The organism is Peribacillus sp. SRI_006, assembly GCF_057586375.1.
Window position 1 is genome coordinate 1 of record NZ_JBYCZT010000011.1, and the last position, 17,114, is coordinate 17,114.

A 17,114-nucleotide genomic window follows, 5' to 3' on the forward strand; every position below is an offset into this window, starting at 1 on the left:
TATGTGATATGCATTCCCCTTTTTTTATACATAGACGTCCTGTTATACATGGCCTCGTTTGGTTCGAAAACGTTTATCTGATTCAAAAAAGCGACTTCACCATATAGAGGGCTGTGATCCAAATGATAATTGCAGAAATTTTATTTAATATTCCAAGGAATTTTCCAGATGTATCAACCTTTTTCAGCAATCTTCCCGCAAGACATAATCCGTGGAACCAGCACCATGACACAAAGATGCACGTCATGGTGAAAATCATTTTATCTTTTCCTGAATAAACAAGTGAGCTCGAACCGATTACACCTATCGTATCCAGGATTGCATGCGGATTCAGTATTGATACGGATAGAGCAAATACAATTTGTTTTTTTGTCGACATCTGCATGGATTGGACACCTGACTGTGAGTTTGATTTGGCAAACCAAATCTGAAAGCCCATATACAATAAAAATATAACGCCGATTATGATTAATGTAAGGCGCAACCAATCGTATTGCATGACAATCAACGATACACCTAAAATAGCTAACAGAATGAGCACCGTATCACAAATTGCAGCCGTGATCGTTGCTGGCAATGCTTTTTTTATTGTAGGTTGGATTGCTCCTTGATTAAAAATGAAAACATTTTGCACTCCCAATGGAAGTATCAGCCCTAATGCCAATAATAATCCATGAAAAAATGGCCCCATATGAATACCCCCTTCCTTCATATTCAGTATAATGAATTAAACAAAGGAATTGACCATCCAATTGGTTGGTCTTCAAACCAACCAATTTATAATGAATATAGAACATGAAAGGAGTGGTTTTCGTATGTTTATCGAATGGGGACCAAACCGGTCTTCCGCGCAATCACTTCACCAACAAATAGTAGATTGGATCAAACAACAAATTACACGGGGGGAATGGCCAGTTGGCACTAAGCTTCCATCACAACGCTCATTGGCCGACTCATTTGGCGTAAACCGAAGTACCATCATCACAGCCATAGATGAGTTGATTGCAGACGGATTATTGGAAACTAAGCTTGGCTCTGGCACATTCGTTTCCAATAATACATGGAATGTGCTCGTCTCCAGCAAACAGCCCGACTGGAAAAACTATGTCCGGAATGGCCTTCATGAACCTAATTTAAAAACGATTCAGGATATTAATCAGTATGAAACGGACACTGCCATCATCAGACTAGGCACTGGTGAATTATCTCCAGCTCTATTGCCTACAAAGCAAATCGAAAAGACGTTGCGCTCCACTTCCTTTGATGCGCACTCATTAGGATATTCCGAACCCAAGGGTAACAAGAGACTTCGCCAATGTATAAGTGTTTATTTAGAAACAAAAGGGATCAACGCAAGTCCCAGCTCCCTCATGGTCGTTTCTGGCGGGCTTCAGGCCCTCCAGTTGATTTCAGTTGGTTTACTTCAAAAGGGATCGATGATTTTACATGAGTCCCCTTCCTATTTAAATTCCGTCCACCCTTTTCAATCTGCCGGCATGCATTTAGTAGGTTTATCAAAACAAGGACGTGAAAGTATCCCGACACAAATGAAGCGCATCAATGGACGGAAGAAAGCGTCACTGTTTTATACTGTCCCAACGTTTAACAATCCAACGAATACTACATGGTCAAAAGAAGAAAGACTTAACCTCCTATCACTATGCAAAAAAGAACAGATCCCGATTATTGAAGATGACGTATATAGTGATTTGTGGTTTGGTGAGGAACCGCCGCCGCCATTAAAATCCCTTGATGTAGATGGCCTTGTATTGCACATTGGCAGCATGTCCAAAACATTAAGCCCAGGATTGCGCATCGGCTGGATTGCTGGCCCCATAACTGTGATTGAACGTTTAGCGGACATTAAAATGCAAATGGATTACGGTTCCAGTGCACTTTCCCAACACCTTGTGGCAGAATGGTTAGCAACTGGTCAATATTCAAAGCATATAGAGTGGCTAAGGCAAGAGTTGATGGAACGCAGGGATTTTACATTAACTCTTCTCAATCAATATTTTAAAGGGCTGGCCGAATGGCAAATACCTCAAGGCGGATTTTATATATGGCTTAAATTATGTAAACCCATCGTGAATCCAAACCTTTTCAAGCAAGCGATAAAGGAAAACATACTTCTTAATCCGGGATACATATACGAACCAAATAACCATACACATATACGGCTTTCATATTCATACGCCTCGGAGGAACAATTAGCTTATGGCATCCAAACCCTTTCAAAGATCATTCGGCGGTTGGTTTGACATCTCCAAGGATAGGAACGCTCATCATGGCGAAACATTAATGGAGCTGCCGTGGCAGCTCCAACCATATCACTTATTGGCAGCTTTCATTTTTACGTTCCGCTCTTTTTGCTGGATGATGAAAAAAGAATGGTGATAGCCATGATTGATCATGATGTGATCGAGGATTGCAGTAAGCGCCTCCCCCTTATTCAGCTGATAAGTCTCTGAACTTTCCTCAATGATGACTTTTCCTTGGTGGGGGTCATAATTAATAGATGTTTTAGCACCACTTTCAAAAAAAGAAAGGGTTACCTCCTGACATAGAGGAAAATCCTGATAGGGTGAATCTGAGCGGGGATCCTTTTCAAAGGGAGAATGGACGTGCTGAAGTGCATCAAAGAAACTCGTTTTTGTAAGATATGACCTGTCGCTTCCTCTCCTTTCGAATTTCACTGTAATTGCAATACTAGTTACTTTATTGCTAGATTTCTTCTTATAATTCATAGATACCCTCCTTTTAATAAACCCTTTATACCTAATTCTTTTATCCTATTCGATATACCTGCCGGATAATGAAAAAACTTCCTCACCAAGAGATTTCCATATTAACACGGTGAAATTACAGTAAACTACTCCAGCTTCACGAAAAATTCAAAATCCGGATATCTTATTACGCAAAAACGGCCCTCTTGGGTAAGAGGGCTTAGACTATAGAACAACTCGATAATAATTGATTTTGCCTACAGTTTTTTTGAGGGTTAGTACAATTGAAACGTTGATTTCCACTCCAGGCACTCGCTTTCCGCGGGCGGTCGGGGAGCCTCCTCGGCTTGCGCCTGCGGGGTCTCCCTTGGACATGCTTTTCCCGCAGGAGTCCCGTACCTTTCGTTTCAATCAACTGGTATTTTTTTTAAAAGCATACTGTAGGCTTCGTACAAAAGGTGCTTCGAAATGGATTAACCCGAACCATGAAGAAAGGAAGAATTGTTTATCCTCCATTAATTTTTACCTTTTCATATGAAATGAAATCCTCATTAGCTAGAAGAAATCACTGGAACTTATTAAGAAAAAACTGTAGGCAAACTCGCTTTCTTCGTATTTGTCCACAAAAAACAGCCCTCTTGAATAAGAGGGCTGCGTTTCGTTTATTTTTTTGCTTTATTGATGTTAAAGGATTTTTTCGATTCATTTCCTGCAAGATCGGTCACCTTAAATTCAATCTTGTTGTTGCCAGTCTTAAGCGGCAGTTCCAAATCCTCTATCTTTTTCTTATAGGAACGCATTTTGTATGGTTCCTTGAATTCATGATAGAATATTTCACTTCCGTTCAGGTAAAGGCGGATTTCATCGAAATTATCTTCTACCGTCACGTCCACTTTTGGATTTTTGCCTTTGAATCCCACAGTTTCCGGTACGCCTTTAACTTTTAAACCCGGCTTTGTTGCATCGACCATTATCGTCCTTTTAAAGGAAACCGTGTTATCCCATTTATCGGTTGCTTTAACGGTGAAGCTTTGGACACCATCTTCGAATTTCTTTTCATATGAGAATTCATATTTTTTATTCGTTTTGTTATACGTTGCAGGTACCGTTTTATTGTCGATTTTAAATTCCTTTATTTCCGACGCTTCTTCAATTTCTCCTGTTATTTTGATTTTATTTTTATTGTTCACGCTCAAGGCTTCAGGACTCTTGATCTTTACAGCTGGTGCATGATTATCGATTGGAGCCGAATCACCGGCCAATTCGGTTTCAGCCGTTTTCTCATTACCTGCATAGTCGATTGCCACAACCTGAACCTTTTCCCCTTTTACATCAGGTAGGGTGAATTGTTTAGCATTCGCCGGGAGCGGCTCTTCCATAATGGATGCTCCATCGACTTGTACATCGTAATAAGCAAGCCCTGAACCATTCAAATTATCCTTACCTTGGATGGTTAAAACATTGCCCTTTTTCGAAATCTTGACCGTCGGCTTTACCGTATCGATTTTGATTGGCATTTTAACCGTCTGCCATTTTGCACCCTCGTAATCTATCATCGCTTTGATTTCAAAATAATAGACCCCATCCTTAGCGAGTGCATTATTGATTTTACCGTCCCATTTACGGGCCGGATCCAGCGTGTATGCGGTCCCTAGTCCGCCATCATAATAGTCCTTGCGTACATTATTCTCTGTGCGAAGTTTCCGGACTGATTTGTTTTCACCATTCAATATATTGTATTCTACCTTTTTCGCATTCCTTAAGAATGATAGGACAGGCACGAAGTCATCCTGTGCACCATCGCCATTAGGGGAAATCGCGATATTTTTGCCATTGAATGTTTTCCCCGCAGGGTCATAGCCAAGATACGTGAAATCTTCACCTGCTGTTGATACTCCCCCTGCCATGCCATAGAAAGATTCTTTGTCATATTTGGTGCCATCCAGGATCGGGGCTTTGTCCCATTCCCCTTTAAATCCTACATACGGTACATTCAGTTCCGGATTCGTATCGGCTGGATCCTTCAATGAGATGAACCCTTCAACAAAATAGCCGTTTGGAAACACCTTGTCAATATCTACAAGAGTTTGAAGGTCATCACCAAGTACCTTTGCGTCGGATATGTCCACTTTCACTTCGAATGTAATCGATTTTTTTGCAGGAACGGTAATCTTATTTGTATTTTTATTATTGATTTTAATCGTAGCGTTCTTAATTTCCTGTGCTTCCAGCACGTTAGCGGAATAGCCCAGTTGTCCCTGGATTGCATAGTCTGTTTGGATATTTCCTTTTACATCATACTTGACTGCTTTGTTGCTGAAGTTTTCAACCTTTAAAGTAAAGGCGAACTTATTGCCGACCTCCTTCATGGCAACCTTCGCTTCTTTCGTGAATGCCTCGGTCACGACAGCAGGTGTTGACAATGCGGATTGCAGCTGCATGACCCCGGCTCCCTGCCTGCGAGGCGAGTAAGGATTTTTCCAGTCAAGTGCCTTATTGACGACCCCCTGATCCGTTAATGGTTTTGATGTATTCATCATCAGGTTCTTCGCTAAATTAGCCCGGGCCGAGCCTTCTAATTTAAAGTCTTTATCCACTCTTTCCAGAACCAGTGCCGAGCCGCCGGAAACATGCGGCGCCGCCATCGAAGTACCGCTCATCATTCCATATTCATCATTGTTCAGCGTTGAATAAATTTGTCCGCCCGGAGCGGTGATTTCCGGTTTGAAATCCAAGTTCGGTGCGACTCCCCATGAACTGAATGAGCTCATTTTCCCTGCTTCTGGATTTACAGCTTTTGTTTTATCACCATTAAAGGTAATCATCACCTTTTCGCCATCCGCTAAGGCCGCTTTCAGCTTCGCACCATCCGATTTCAACATGAACAGCTGGGGAATGGTGATGCTTGGATCTGTAGCCATGGAAATATATCCGTCAGCATTATTGTAAATTATGACTCCTGTCGCTCCTGCTGCCTGGGCATTTTGCGCCTTTTCTATAAAAGAAAGCGTGCCGCGCTCGATGAGGGCGAACTTGCCTTTAACATCCACTTTGGAAATCTCCTCTGGCGTCCCAAGACCAGCAGCCACCAATTCATGTGATTTATCCTTCAAGGCATTGGGATGCACGCTTGAAGCCGACATGAATGGGGCTTTTCCTGCTTGACCGTTTATTTCATAAGTCGCTGCATCCAAATCCATATAATTATTCTCTACCGATGCCACTTGTACAGAATCGTAAGCAAGTCCAGGTGAACCTGAAACGCCAATGTCCGGGTTCGAGGCTGATGGGTTGGCAAATCCATTTCCAAAGTGTGCCGAGTTTCCTGCTGAAATCGACATGAGGATCCCATTATCAACAGCTCTGGATACCGCCTGCTGCTCCGGATCGTCTGCCGATACAAAGCCTGCAGTGGAGCCAAGGCTCATATTCAGCACATCCGCCCCAAGAATGATGGCATCGTCAATCGCCTTAATATATATATCGCCCCATGTTGTCTGCATGTCGGGATCATTTCCGAAGACCTTTAATGCAAGCAGCTGGGCTTCAGGAGCAACCCCTTTAATGCCGCCATTCTCTTCATCTCCATTGGCTCCGGCAGTACCTGCCACATGCATCCCATGCATGGAAGCCTCTTCACCAAGGTCAAGGATTTCTTCATTTTCATCCATGTAATTGTATCCATAAGGAACCTTGGCCGTATAGTAATTGCCTAATAGATGGCTGGATTCCTTCATCGCGCTGATTTCACTTTCAGTCAGTTCAGCCTTATTCTCGTCGTTCAGGACCATATCACGGTGAGATGGGTCGATTCCAGTATCAATAATCCCGACGACCATCCCTTCCCCTTTATATCCATATTCCCGCCATGCTTCCTGGGCTTGGACAAGCTCTTTGCTATATAGCATGTCGGGTTTCTCTGCAGGACGTTCATATTCATTCGCTATATGTACTTCAGCAACTTCAGGCATGGCTTCCACCTTTTTGATCTCACCATACTGAAGTTCACCGCTGAATCCATTGACGACTGTCGTAAAACTCTCAAGTTCCTTGAAAGCTATTTTTTTCTCTTTCACCTTTTTTTTCAATTTCTTCTGAGTAGCTAGCTTTTCAGACTTTAATTGTTGTTTCTTATTTTTTGATAATTGTTTAAAAAGCTTTCCTTCTTTCGAAGCGGTTTCTATTGCCGGGGCTTCCTTCATCTCTACGATGACCCTGACCTTCTCATTGCTTTTGTATTTCTTCCCCATGTCATTTTTCTTCAGCTTTATAATGCTTTCCTGATTCTTCTTACCTGCACCGCCCGAGCCTGTCGGGGGATCTGGGAGCTTGGCTGCGGAAACGCTTGCAGTAAATACTAATAGAAAGATTGCTAGAATGGACAAGCTACGTTTGATCAATGAACTTTCCTCCTCTAAAATAAACAATTTTTGGAATATTCTTACTGAGTATAAAAGTATCACAACTTTTGGGGTGATTTTAAGGGGTAATAGTCACTATTTTCCTATTTAGAACTAGGATTTTTTTATTATTTTTCATATTTTGTTAGATTTACAAGATAAACGGCAAAAAGATGGTGATGTTAAACTAACATCACCCTTTTACTTCTAGTTTTTCATTCTTGGATCCAAGGCATCACGCAGCCCATCCCCCATTAGGTTAAAGCCGAGTACCGTAAGCATGATCGCAAGTCCAGGGAAGAGAACCGTCCATGGCGCTTGAATGATGAACGCCCTGGAATCGGCGAGCATTTTCCCCCACTCTGGTGCTGGCGGCTGTGCACCGAGACCGAGAAAGCCGAGTGCTGCGCACTCAATGATGGCTGTTGCAATCGCCAAGGTACCTTGAACAATAATCGGTGCAAGGCTATTCGGAAGGACGTGGTGAAGGAGAATGCGGCCGTCCCCCATTCCAATTGCCTTTGCAGCCGTTACATATTCCTCTTCTTTCACCGTTAAGACCCGTGATCGTAAAAGCCGGCCGAATATCGGGACATTGACGATGGCGATGGCAATAAGTGCGTTGCGAAGGGAGGGCCCCAAAACGGCAACGACAGCAATGGCAAGCAAGATACTAGGAAAGGCCAGAATAATATCAAAGATCCTTGATATGATCGTATCTATCCACCTGCCGTAATAACCGGCAATGATCCCCAAAAAAGACCCAACCACAACAGATCCGGCAACAGATAAGAAGCCGACCCCTATTGAAATGCGCGAGCCATAAATGACCCTGCTCAAAATATCCCGGCCAAATTCATCCGTTCCGAACCAATGCTCCGCAGACGGGGCCAAATGTTTATCACTTAGCTTTTGCCCATCAAATGAATAAGGTGCTATAACGGGCGCGAAGATGGCGATTAAGATGAAAAATGAAACAATCCCCAGACCCACGATGGCTACCTTGTTTTTCCTAAAGCTTTTCCAGCCTTCCTTCCAGGGAGAGATGACTTTTTCCTCTGCCTCTTTTGGAGGAAGGATTGGCGGAGTATTCGTTGCTATTTCAGGCATGAGTTTCCCTCCCTATTTATACTTAATCCTAGGATCGATCACTGCGTACAACAAGTCCACAACTAGATTAATCATGACAAACAAAAAGGCGATGACGAGAATTCCGGACTGTATCACCGGATAATCCCGAGATAGGATTGCATCATAAATATATGTACCGATACCTGGCCATCCAAAAATGTTTTCCGTTAAAATGGCGCCGCCTAAAAGTAATCCTGTCTGCAGACCGATAACCGTCACCACTGGAATCAAGGCATTCTTAAAGGAATGCTTGTAAACAACCCAAAACATTTTCATTCCTTTAGCACGAGCCGTACGAATGAAATCCGATCTCATGACTTCCAACATGGACGAACGTGTCATCCTTGCAATAATCGCCATCGGAATGGTAGCAAGCGCTATCCCCGGCAAAATGAGATGCTTGATCACCTCGAAAAACTGATCAACCCTACCAGCCATGAGTGTATCTATCAAATACAGGCCGGTTATGGCCTCAACAGGATCCCTGATATTGTCCCGCCCTGTCGTCGGAAGTAAATCCCATTGAATTGAAATGATGTATTGCTCCATTAATCCCAGCCAGAAAATAGGCATGGACAAACCAATCAACGCAATCACCATGGCGACATAATCAAACCATGAGTTTTGAAACCAAGCTGATACTATCCCTGCATTCACGCCTATGACCACGGCGATGATCATCGCGATCAAGGCCAGTTCTATCGTGGCCATTAAGTATGGACCAATTTCTTCAGAAACCGGACTATTCGTTTTTAACGAAACACCCAGGTCCCCCTTTAACAGGCCTGACAAGTAATCCCAAAATTGAATGAACCAAGGTTTATCCAGGCCAAGTTCCTTTGTCATCGCAGCGACTGCCTCTTCCGTTGCTTGCTGCCCTAAAATCACCTGTGCTGGATTTCCAGGAATTGCCCGTATCATCATGAACACAATAAACGCCATTCCAAGTAACACCGGAATGAGAGATCCTAAACGTCGTACGGTATAGGAGAACAAAACAATCACCCGCCTTTTAAATAAGGGTCCTTCGAAGCGCCCTCGATCATTTTGAAATGCATTCCATAACAAAACCGGGAAGCATGCAAGACTCCATACTACCCGGTTCGTACGGTTAATTTTCTAGAGAAACATTAACAAGGGATTGTGAACCAGTTGGATGTGGAACAAACCCCTTGACCGTCTTAGATCCGGCTAACTGCGGTAAAGAGTGTACAAGCGGAACCCATGGAGCTTCATCATGGATGATTTCCTGGGCTTTTCCATATAACTCATTACGCTTGTCTTCATCTGCCGTGGACTGTGCCTCGATCAATAGATCGTGCACTTCATCATTTGCATAACGGGAATAATTATTTGAGCCGATATTATCCTTATCCAATAAGGCATAAAGGAAGTTATCTGCATCTCCATTATCGCCTGTCCAGCCTAGCATGAAGGATTGAGCCTCACCAGCCTGCACTTTCTCTAAATATGCAGCCCATTCGTATGAAACGATATTTGCCTCGATACCAACCTGCTTTAAGCTCGCTTGAATGGCCTCAGCCACTTTTTGACCATCTGGCATATACGGGCGTGGTACTGGCATTGCCCATAGATCCATTTTAAATCCTTTTTCATATCCGGCCTTTTTCAGAAGTTCTTTCGCTTTTTCGACATCGTAATCATAGTCTTCAATGTTGTCATTGTATCCAGAAACGGATGGTGGCATTGGATTCTTGGCAGGCTCCGCCGTGCCTTCGAAAAAGTTATCAATGATTTCTTTTTTGTTAATTAGGTGAGAGATAGCTTGGCGTACTTCCTTTTTGTCGAATGGTGCTTTTTCAACATTGAATGCAAAGTAGCCGACATTCATGGAAGGACGTTCGAATAACTGCAGTTTGTCATCTCCTGTAACTTTGCTGATATCGCTTGGGTTCAAACCGTCCATTAGGTCGATTTCACCTTTGATTACAGCATTTAAACGCGCAGAGTTATCTTTAATGACTTTAAACGTGACTCCATCAAGTTTAGGCAGTCCATCTTGCCAATAGTCATCGTTTTTCACCACTTCAATCGTATCGCCAGGTTTCCATGATTTGAACTTGAAAGGACCTGTACCAGATGGGTTTTTAGTGAAGTCGTCACCCTCTTTTTCAATTCCATCAGGACTGGCTATAGCAAATGTAGGCATGGCAAGGTTTTTCAGGAACGGCGCCTGCGGACGGTTCAAAGTGAATTCCACCGTGCTGGCATCGATCGCTTTTACTTCTTTGATAACATGACCTTCATCGCCTTCAAATCCTCCGAACATGGAGGCATAGTACGCAAATTTCCCTTCATCCTTACTTTTTGCCCATCGTTGAAAGTTTTTTACGACCGCATCTGCATTGAAATCCGTACCATCATGGAACTTGATTCCGGTTTCCAATTTGAATGTGTATGTTTTCGCGTCATCGGACACTTCCCATGACTTTGCAAGACCCGGTTTGATTTCCGTATCATCTTCCCCATATTTCACAAGCGTTTCAAAAATCTGCTGAGTGACGATGAATGATTCCCCATCGGTTACAATAGCTGGGTCAAGACCGACAGCATCTCCGCCTTTACCGTATATCAATACTCCGCCCTTCGCTTCACTCGATCCCCCTTTACCATCATCTTTCTCTTTTGATGTAGACGAGGAGCATCCCGCAAGCGCCAGCGAAAGAGCCAGGATGCCAGTCAGCAACAATGCCAATGTTTTCTTCATATTCTTCCCCCTTATTATTGCGAATTTATGTATACGTCGTGTCAATTGTATAGATGACAAGCAACGTAGTGACCAGGTTTATGTTCAGTCAGGATCGGCTTGTCCGTATTGCATTCTGCCATCGCCTTCGGACATCTCGTATGGAATGGACAGCCGCTGGGCGGGTTTGATGGGCTTGGAACATCTCCCTGCAGGATTACCCTATCCCCCTTATATTCCACATCCGGAATGGGCACGGCCGATAATAAAGCCTGTGTATATGGGTGAAGCGGATTTTCATAAAGCCCTTCACTTTCCGTCAATTCAACAATATGTCCAAGATACATGACACCGACACGGTCGGAGATATGCCTTACCACTCCAAGATCATGAGCAATGAACAAGTAGGTCAAATCAAAATCTTCCTGCAAATCCTGCAACAGATTCAAGACCTGGGCTTGAATCGACACATCCAGTGCAGATACCGGCTCATCTGCAATGATCAGTTTGGGATTGACTGCAAGTGCCCTCGCGATGCCAATACGCTGCCGCTGGCCCCCACTGAATTGATGCGGATACCTTTTAGCATGGTAACTGCTTAGGCCAACGACCTTAAGAAGTTCCTGTACACGGGCCTTTCGCGCCTTTTTATCTTTAACCCCGTGGACGATGAGCGGTTCTTCCAAAATTTTTTCAATAGTATGCCTGGGATTGAGGGAGGCGAATGGATCCTGGAAGACCATCTGCATTTCACGGCGCATCTTTCTCATTTCACTGGAAGATAAAGCTGTCAGGTCCTTTCCTTCGAAATAAACATTGCCCTCGCTCGGCTCAAGCAATCGAAGCAATAACCTTCCCGTCGTGGATTTTCCGCAACCGCTTTCACCGACAAGCCCCAAGGTTTCCCCTTTATAAATGGAAAAAGACAGACCATCAACTGCCTTGACCTCTCCAATTGTCTGTCCCAGAACCCCTCCTTTTATCGGAAAATGCTTCTTTAGGTTTTCTACCTTAACCAATGTTTGATTCATGCAAGGAAGCTCCTTTCCCATCTTCATAAAGCCAGCAGCGAACATGCTGACCCTCATCGAATTCCAATAGAGACGGGGTCTCATTTATACATTGCTCCATGGCATGGGAGCAGCGGGGGGCAAACTGGCACCCGAGGTTGCTTGTCCCAGGTTTTGGCACATTACCCGGTATCGAGTAAAGGCGCTCTTTCTTTATTCGCATATCGGGAATCGACTGAAGTAAACCGACCGTATAAGGATGCTTAGGGTTTTGGAAAATCGTTTGCACATTTCCTTCCTCTATCACCTTGCCGGCATACATGACTATGACACGCTCACACATTTGCGCCACTACCCCAAGATCATGGGTAATCATCATGATTGCCGTGTCTGTTTCTTTATTTAAATTCTTCATTAATTCCAGGATTTGTGCCTGGATCGTCACATCCAAAGCCGTTGTCGGTTCATCGGCTATAAGGAGTTTCGGCTCACAAATCATGGCCATCGCTATCATGACCCTTTGTCTCATTCCGCCAGAAAGCTGATGCGGATACTCTTTGAGCAATTCCTCGGCACGGCCAAGCCCAACCAGCTTCAACATTTCCACCGCTCTATTTCGTGCCTGCTTTTTATTCCATTTTTTATGTATCCGAAGCGTCTCGACCAACTGCTCGCCAATAGTGAACACGGGATTCAAGCTTGTCATCGGTTCCTGAAATATCATCGCTATATCATTTCCGCGAATTTTTCTCATTTTCGCTTCAGAGGCATTTGCGATGTTTTCCCCTTTAAAAAGGATTTCCCCCTCCACCTTACCAGCCGGTGAAGAAACCAGACCCATGATGGACAGAGAAGTTACGCTTTTTCCGCATCCCGATTCTCCTACAATCCCTAAAACCTCACCAGGATTGACATGAAAATCGATTGAATTCACGACAGGGATCACCCCATCGTCCGTACGAAAACTGGTTCGAAGCCCATTAACCTTAATAATTGGTTCGTCCATCAAATCACTTCCTATATATAACTTATTTTCCATTATATTATTGGGTTTATTATTGCATCAAAATTAAAATATTACAATATATTTTCTAAAAATTCTAATTTAACAGAATTATTTTTTATTTTTTTCTATTTACACACATTTTGGCACAAAAAAAAGACTGCTTATTTGCAGTCATTACAAGGGGGAAATCATATAACTCAATTTTTTTGAGGGTAAATCGGGGTTTACTGCGAAGAAAAAGCTATATTAGCTTTGGGGAATGAATGGATGAAAAAAAATTCTATATGCTACTGCCGAGTTTCATAAAAAATCCCTGTAATTCTATGCATTGGTTATTCATTATGGTCATATAAATACTTATTTGTGTATCGAATTTAGATCTTACATTTTCTTAAAAACAATTCTTTGTTAAGCAAGCTAGCATGCCCAACCTTCACGTAACACTATAAACCAATATGTTCAAAATCCTTGGGCTTTCCATCATTTTGTTTAGTTCCGATGAATTGAACCCTCTCGGAGACCACTTCAGTTACATATACATATTTACCCTCCTGATTTTCGTATCTCCTTGTTTGTATTCTGCCAGTTATGCCGATTATGGCTCCTTTTTTACAATATTGAGCAGTATTTTCAGCCGACTTTTTCCATATGATACACTGTACAAAGTCTGCCTCATAGTTACCGACAGTATTACGGAAGTTCCGGTTGACTGCTAATGTGATATTGGAAACAGCCTTGCCATCAGGTGTATATCTTAATTCTGGATCCTTCGTAAGCCTGCCGACGAGGGTAACTTGGTTAATCATTGTTTCACTCCTTCCTCTTTAATTATTTTAATCATACGCTTTCTTCCATCGATTAAAAAATGGAGGAAATGATTTTATTACACCGTTTTTCTTCATAAAAAGTCGTTTGGATTGGTGCAAAAACATTTTTTAGTGATTAAAATCAGGTAAAAAACGAATAGTTAACAAAATTAAATATTTTGCAAATTTTTATTCCTTCCTTCATAATTTAGACAAATGTTGGGTTTTCATTTCATTAAGAGACTTTTTTTTAGTATGATATAATTACCTTTAAAAGGATTTATCGATATGTACCCTTTAAAATTTACGTTTAAGAGAGGTAATCGCCGCTCTTTCTTGCAAGAAACGGAGGAATTAGATGAAATCATTCAAATTGATCTCGTTGCAAATTGTTACTGAAAATTTAAACTTGATTGATATTGCATTAACAGATGGATTGATCATAAATAAAGAAAACGATGCTAGATCATGGTTACTGGAAGCCTTTGTAGAAGAAAAACATTTCAAAGAGCTTGAACCCTCACTTCCCGATATAGACGGAGAGGTGTATATCCAGGCAGTCATTACCAAAAAGGACAATGAACCGGCTTTGTTTCAAACTGTTTTACGTACAATAAGAAAAGTGGGCAATCATTATAGCCTTTTATTTGTTGGTCACATCCAAAAAACACGGAGCAAATATGCAGAACTCCTTCTTGAAGATTTGGTCCAAAAAGGTCTCGTCGGCGATGAACTTATAAAAGAGTTCAAGCAAAAAATCCGCTCAAAGCCTAAATTAGCAACTAATAAATAAAACCCTTCCCTTAATTCCCATCCCTAATCGAATGCACATAAAAAAGACTGACTTAGACGAATAAGGATACAAATCCTCTTCTTACCTAAGCCAGTCTTTGTCATTCTGCTAATTACTTATTGTTGTCGTCTTTTTTCTTAATCAAGTCATCCGCATCATTATCGACGTTATCATTGACGTTATTATCGTCGTTATCATTGACGTTATTATCGTCGTTATCATCGTCGTTATCAAGCACTCCATCATCATCGTTATCATTCATATCGTTATCATCGTTGTTATCATTTACACCATTTTTATTATCTTCTATGATGTTGTTATCATCTTCTGGTGCGGGATTTTTGTCATTATCATTATCATTATTTCCACATCCAGCAAGGAACATAATAGATAATAAAGATCCCCCAAGTAGTGCAAAAATTTTCTTCATCATTTTTGGCAACCTCCCTTCTTTCTTTATCATTAGGTATTTTGCCCGAATATGAAAATAACTTGCGTCCTATTTTAAATTTAAAAAGAAAATCTGCTATTTGGAATTAAACATTAAAAAATGCCGGACATAAAAATGTCCGGCATTCAAAGGGAGAATAGAAAGATCTAAAAACCGCTCTTGCTTTAAAAAAGCAATGCAGTGCTTTTTATATACACCGCTTCACGATTCCTTAAACCTCTTTTTGAAATATATAGTTAAGGAAAAAGAATCTTATTTGTCACCAAAAGCAAACATGATATCGGCTTCACATGCTGTTTCCCCATCAACCGTTGCAACTGCTTTCCCTTTACCCATTGAACCTCTCATACGCACTATTTCCACTTCCAGACGCAGCTGATCACCTGGTTTAACTTGCTTTTTAAAGCGGCAATTATCAATCCCAGCGAAAAATGCAAGCCGGCCTTTATATTCTTCTTGTTTCAAGACGGCTACAGCGCCAACCTGCGCTAAGGCCTCTACAATTAAAACTCCAGGCATAACTGGATAATCGGGGAAATGGCCATTAAAGAATTCTTCATTTGCCGAGACATTCTTCAATCCAACCGCTCTTTTCCCTTCATCAATTTCTATGATCCGGTCGACTAATAAGAATGGGTAACGATGCGGAATAATTTCCTTTATTTGTGTGATATCTAGCATACTTGTTCCTCCTATGACTTAAATATTTCAAACATAACGTAAACTCGCCCCTGTCATCTAGACAGAGGCGTAGTTGCCATGAAATATAAATCCGTTAACGACAGCAACTACTTCAAAAAAACATGGAACTACGCGCCCTTGTTCACTATATCAAAAATATGGGTCCATGTGGATTTTTGGAAAACATCCATTGCATGTCCTCCGCCAATCACACTATATCCTAATAGTGCCCCGGATAATACAGCAATGAAAATCAATCCGATAACAATGAGTAAACGAAGCCAAATTGGCAAAAGACGGACCTTGATCCTACGATTCGGTTTCGCCTCAACTTCCTTTATCTCTTCTTCAATTTGTTGTCTCATTACACGATTTTGTTCCATATAGAATGTGAAAGCTCCTTTTAAGAAAACTCGCCGACTGATTTCCCCGATACGCCAGAAATTCAGCAGCTATGCAAAATGGTCGGCACGAATGATTTCTTTTGTTATGAATTCATTATAACCGATTTGCTCTAATTCCGCAGGGAGACATTTTATTTACCAGGTACCTTAACGGATTCCATTGACTAATCCGCTCATTTGATCTGCCATCGTTACCGCCCGGGATTGAAATTGGTAAGACCGCTGAACATTGATTAGATCCGTCATTTCTTTGGAAAGATCGACATTCGAGGACTCCAAGGTACCTTGACGGACTGCTGCCTGGTTGCGGGAATCCCCTGTTAATGCAGTCATGATATCGTCTTCCGTAACACCCAAGGCATTGAAGTTTTTGGGCAGGCCAAGTAAATTCCCGCCTAGCCGGTCAAGTAATTGCGGTTTCTTGACCGAGACTATTCCGAGCCCAAAACTCTTTTCGCCATATTCTTCCGTATCCACTATCAATAAGCCATTTTCCGAAATCTTAATGCCTTTAATATTTCCCTCTATAAGGATCGGTTCACCATTTTCATCAAGTACTTTATGTCCAGCAGAGGTAACAAGCAACATTTGATCGTTAGCATTAGGGGATAAATAAAAGGCACCATCCCTTGTAAGCCTTGTATTGACCCCATTATCGTCCTGAACGCTTACGGTGAAGAATTGGTCATCCCGGGTGAATGCTGCATCAAGGTTGCGGTCCGTCGTCTTTAAGGCACCCTGTGAAAGCACCAATTGAGATTGGCTTAACATAGCACCTGTTCCCTGCCGGATGCCAGGTGCGGTCAACCTTCCTTTTTCCTTGGTCTCACTCGGTTGATTATTGAAACTCTGTGTCAATAAGTCATTGAAACTCGTTTGGGTCTTTTTGAAGGCTGTCGTGTCCACATTCGCGATATTATTACTTATTTGATCGATTTTACTTTGAAGTTGGTTCAGCGTATTCGTCGCCGTCATCATCGTCCGGTTCATGGTTTTTCC

15 protein-coding genes are annotated in these 17,114 nt (G+C 42.1%); 2 read left to right on the forward strand and 13 right to left on the reverse strand.

Features of this window, described 5'->3' with window-relative positions; genetic code table 11:
* Window positions 1-82: 82 nt before the first annotated feature.
* Window positions 83-691, reverse strand: a complete 609-nt coding sequence (locus AC2YHV_RS16685; RefSeq protein ID WP_057278163.1) for a LysE/ArgO family amino acid transporter — start codon at window positions 689-691, stop codon at window positions 83-85.
* 124 nt (window positions 692-815) lie between these two features.
* Between AC2YHV_RS16685 and AC2YHV_RS16690 the strand changes: the two genes are divergently transcribed.
* The gene (locus tag AC2YHV_RS16690; protein WP_487373654.1) at window positions 816-2,261 is read left to right on the forward strand and encodes an aminotransferase-like domain-containing protein; all 1,446 of its coding nucleotides are present in this window, start codon (window positions 816-818) and stop codon (window positions 2,259-2,261) included.
* Between the two features lie 69 nt (window positions 2,262-2,330).
* On the opposite strand, the gene AC2YHV_RS16695 is transcribed toward AC2YHV_RS16690, so the two are convergent.
* The 8 genes from AC2YHV_RS16695 to ssb all read right to left on the reverse strand — a co-directional run bounded on the left by AC2YHV_RS16695 (window position 2,331) and on the right by ssb (window position 13,786).
* A complete protein-coding gene (locus AC2YHV_RS16695; RefSeq protein ID WP_487373655.1) occupies window positions 2,331-2,747 on the reverse strand; it encodes a hypothetical protein in 417 nt (138 codons plus the stop codon).
* A 641-nt stretch (window positions 2,748-3,388) separates the two neighbouring features.
* Entirely contained in the window at window positions 3,389-7,126 is a 3,738-nt protein-coding gene (locus AC2YHV_RS16700) for a S8 family serine peptidase (protein WP_250161623.1), read from the reverse strand.
* 207 nt (window positions 7,127-7,333) lie between these two features.
* Window positions 7,334-8,236, reverse strand: coding sequence for an ABC transporter permease (locus AC2YHV_RS16705; protein ID WP_048685793.1), 903 nt, complete (start codon window positions 8,234-8,236; stop codon window positions 7,334-7,336).
* A 12-nt stretch (window positions 8,237-8,248) separates the two neighbouring features.
* Complete coding sequence (locus tag AC2YHV_RS16710; protein WP_098864885.1) at window positions 8,249-9,253, reverse strand: ABC transporter permease; 1,005 nt, start codon at window positions 9,251-9,253, stop codon at window positions 8,249-8,251.
* A gap of 115 nt (window positions 9,254-9,368) precedes the next feature.
* Complete coding sequence (locus AC2YHV_RS16715; RefSeq protein WP_214811234.1) at window positions 9,369-10,985, reverse strand: ABC transporter substrate-binding protein; 1,617 nt, start codon at window positions 10,983-10,985, stop codon at window positions 9,369-9,371.
* 41 nt (window positions 10,986-11,026) lie between these two features.
* Window positions 11,027-11,995: an ABC transporter ATP-binding protein gene (locus AC2YHV_RS16720; RefSeq protein ID WP_487373656.1), complete on the reverse strand. Its 969-nt coding sequence runs from the start codon at window positions 11,993-11,995 to the stop codon at window positions 11,027-11,029.
* Entirely contained in the window at window positions 11,976-12,980 is a 1,005-nt protein-coding gene (locus tag AC2YHV_RS16725; RefSeq protein WP_148666451.1) for an ABC transporter ATP-binding protein, read from the reverse strand. The genes AC2YHV_RS16720 and AC2YHV_RS16725 overlap by 20 nt, the downstream gene beginning before the upstream one ends.
* A 443-nt stretch (window positions 12,981-13,423) precedes the next feature.
* Window positions 13,424-13,786 carry a single-stranded DNA-binding protein gene (gene ssb / locus AC2YHV_RS16730; RefSeq protein WP_053536875.1) on the reverse strand — a complete coding sequence of 121 codons (363 nt, stop codon included), beginning with the start codon at window positions 13,784-13,786 and terminating at the stop codon, window positions 13,424-13,426.
* 358 nt (window positions 13,787-14,144) lie between these two features.
* On the opposite strand from ssb, the gene AC2YHV_RS16735 reads away from it, so the two are divergent.
* Entirely contained in the window at window positions 14,145-14,579 is a 435-nt protein-coding gene (locus AC2YHV_RS16735) for a YwpF family protein (RefSeq protein WP_034315749.1), read from the forward strand.
* Window positions 14,580-14,691: 112 nt separating this feature from the next.
* Here the strand turns inward: AC2YHV_RS16735 and AC2YHV_RS16740 are convergent, their stop codons facing one another.
* The 4 genes from AC2YHV_RS16740 to AC2YHV_RS16755 form a co-directional block, all read right to left on the reverse strand.
* On the reverse strand, window positions 14,692-15,012 hold the full coding sequence (locus AC2YHV_RS16740) for a hypothetical protein (RefSeq protein WP_095678741.1): 321 nt from the start codon (window positions 15,010-15,012) through the stop codon (window positions 14,692-14,694).
* A gap of 270 nt (window positions 15,013-15,282) precedes the next feature.
* Window positions 15,283-15,711 carry a 3-hydroxyacyl-ACP dehydratase FabZ gene (fabZ, locus tag AC2YHV_RS16745; protein WP_034315755.1) on the reverse strand — a complete coding sequence of 143 codons (429 nt, stop codon included), beginning with the start codon at window positions 15,709-15,711 and terminating at the stop codon, window positions 15,283-15,285.
* Window positions 15,712-15,839: 128 nt separating this feature from the next.
* Complete coding sequence (locus AC2YHV_RS16750) at window positions 15,840-16,094, reverse strand: DNA-directed RNA polymerase subunit beta (RefSeq protein WP_053087418.1); 255 nt, start codon at window positions 16,092-16,094, stop codon at window positions 15,840-15,842.
* Between the two features lie 168 nt (window positions 16,095-16,262).
* Window positions 16,263-17,105 carry a flagellar hook-basal body protein gene (locus AC2YHV_RS16755; RefSeq protein WP_487373657.1) on the reverse strand — a complete coding sequence of 281 codons (843 nt, stop codon included), beginning with the start codon at window positions 17,103-17,105 and terminating at the stop codon, window positions 16,263-16,265.
* Window positions 17,106-17,114: the final 9 nt, after the last annotated feature.

Excerpts from the sequence above, each read along its gene's own strand:
- fabZ (WP_034315755.1), bottom strand. The coding sequence starts at position 15,711 with ATGCTAGATATCACACAAATAAAGGAAATTATTCCGCATCGTTACCCA.
- AC2YHV_RS16755 (WP_487373657.1), bottom strand. The coding sequence starts at position 17,105 with ATGAACCGGACGATGATGACGGCGACGAATACGCTGAACCAACTTCAA.
- AC2YHV_RS16690 (WP_487373654.1), top strand. The coding sequence starts at position 816 with ATGTTTATCGAATGGGGACCAAACCGGTCTTCCGCGCAATCACTTCAC.
- AC2YHV_RS16750 (WP_053087418.1), bottom strand. The coding sequence starts at position 16,094 with ATGGAACAAAATCGTGTAATGAGACAACAAATTGAAGAAGAGATAAAG.
- AC2YHV_RS16695 (WP_487373655.1), bottom strand. The coding sequence starts at position 2,747 with ATGAATTATAAGAAGAAATCTAGCAATAAAGTAACTAGTATTGCAATT.
- AC2YHV_RS16685 (WP_057278163.1), bottom strand. The coding sequence starts at position 691 with ATGGGGCCATTTTTTCATGGATTATTATTGGCATTAGGGCTGATACTT.
- AC2YHV_RS16720 (WP_487373656.1), bottom strand. The coding sequence starts at position 11,995 with ATGAATCAAACATTGGTTAAGGTAGAAAACCTAAAGAAGCATTTTCCG.
- AC2YHV_RS16725 (WP_148666451.1), bottom strand. The coding sequence starts at position 12,980 with ATGGACGAACCAATTATTAAGGTTAATGGGCTTCGAACCAGTTTTCGT.
- AC2YHV_RS16740 (WP_095678741.1), bottom strand. The coding sequence starts at position 15,012 with ATGATGAAGAAAATTTTTGCACTACTTGGGGGATCTTTATTATCTATT.
- ssb (WP_053536875.1), bottom strand. The coding sequence starts at position 13,786 with ATGATTAACCAAGTTACCCTCGTCGGCAGGCTTACGAAGGATCCAGAA.
- AC2YHV_RS16715 (WP_214811234.1), bottom strand. The coding sequence starts at position 10,985 with ATGAAGAAAACATTGGCATTGTTGCTGACTGGCATCCTGGCTCTTTCG.
- AC2YHV_RS16705 (WP_048685793.1), bottom strand. The coding sequence starts at position 8,236 with ATGCCTGAAATAGCAACGAATACTCCGCCAATCCTTCCTCCAAAAGAG.
- AC2YHV_RS16735 (WP_034315749.1), top strand. The coding sequence starts at position 14,145 with ATGAAATCATTCAAATTGATCTCGTTGCAAATTGTTACTGAAAATTTA.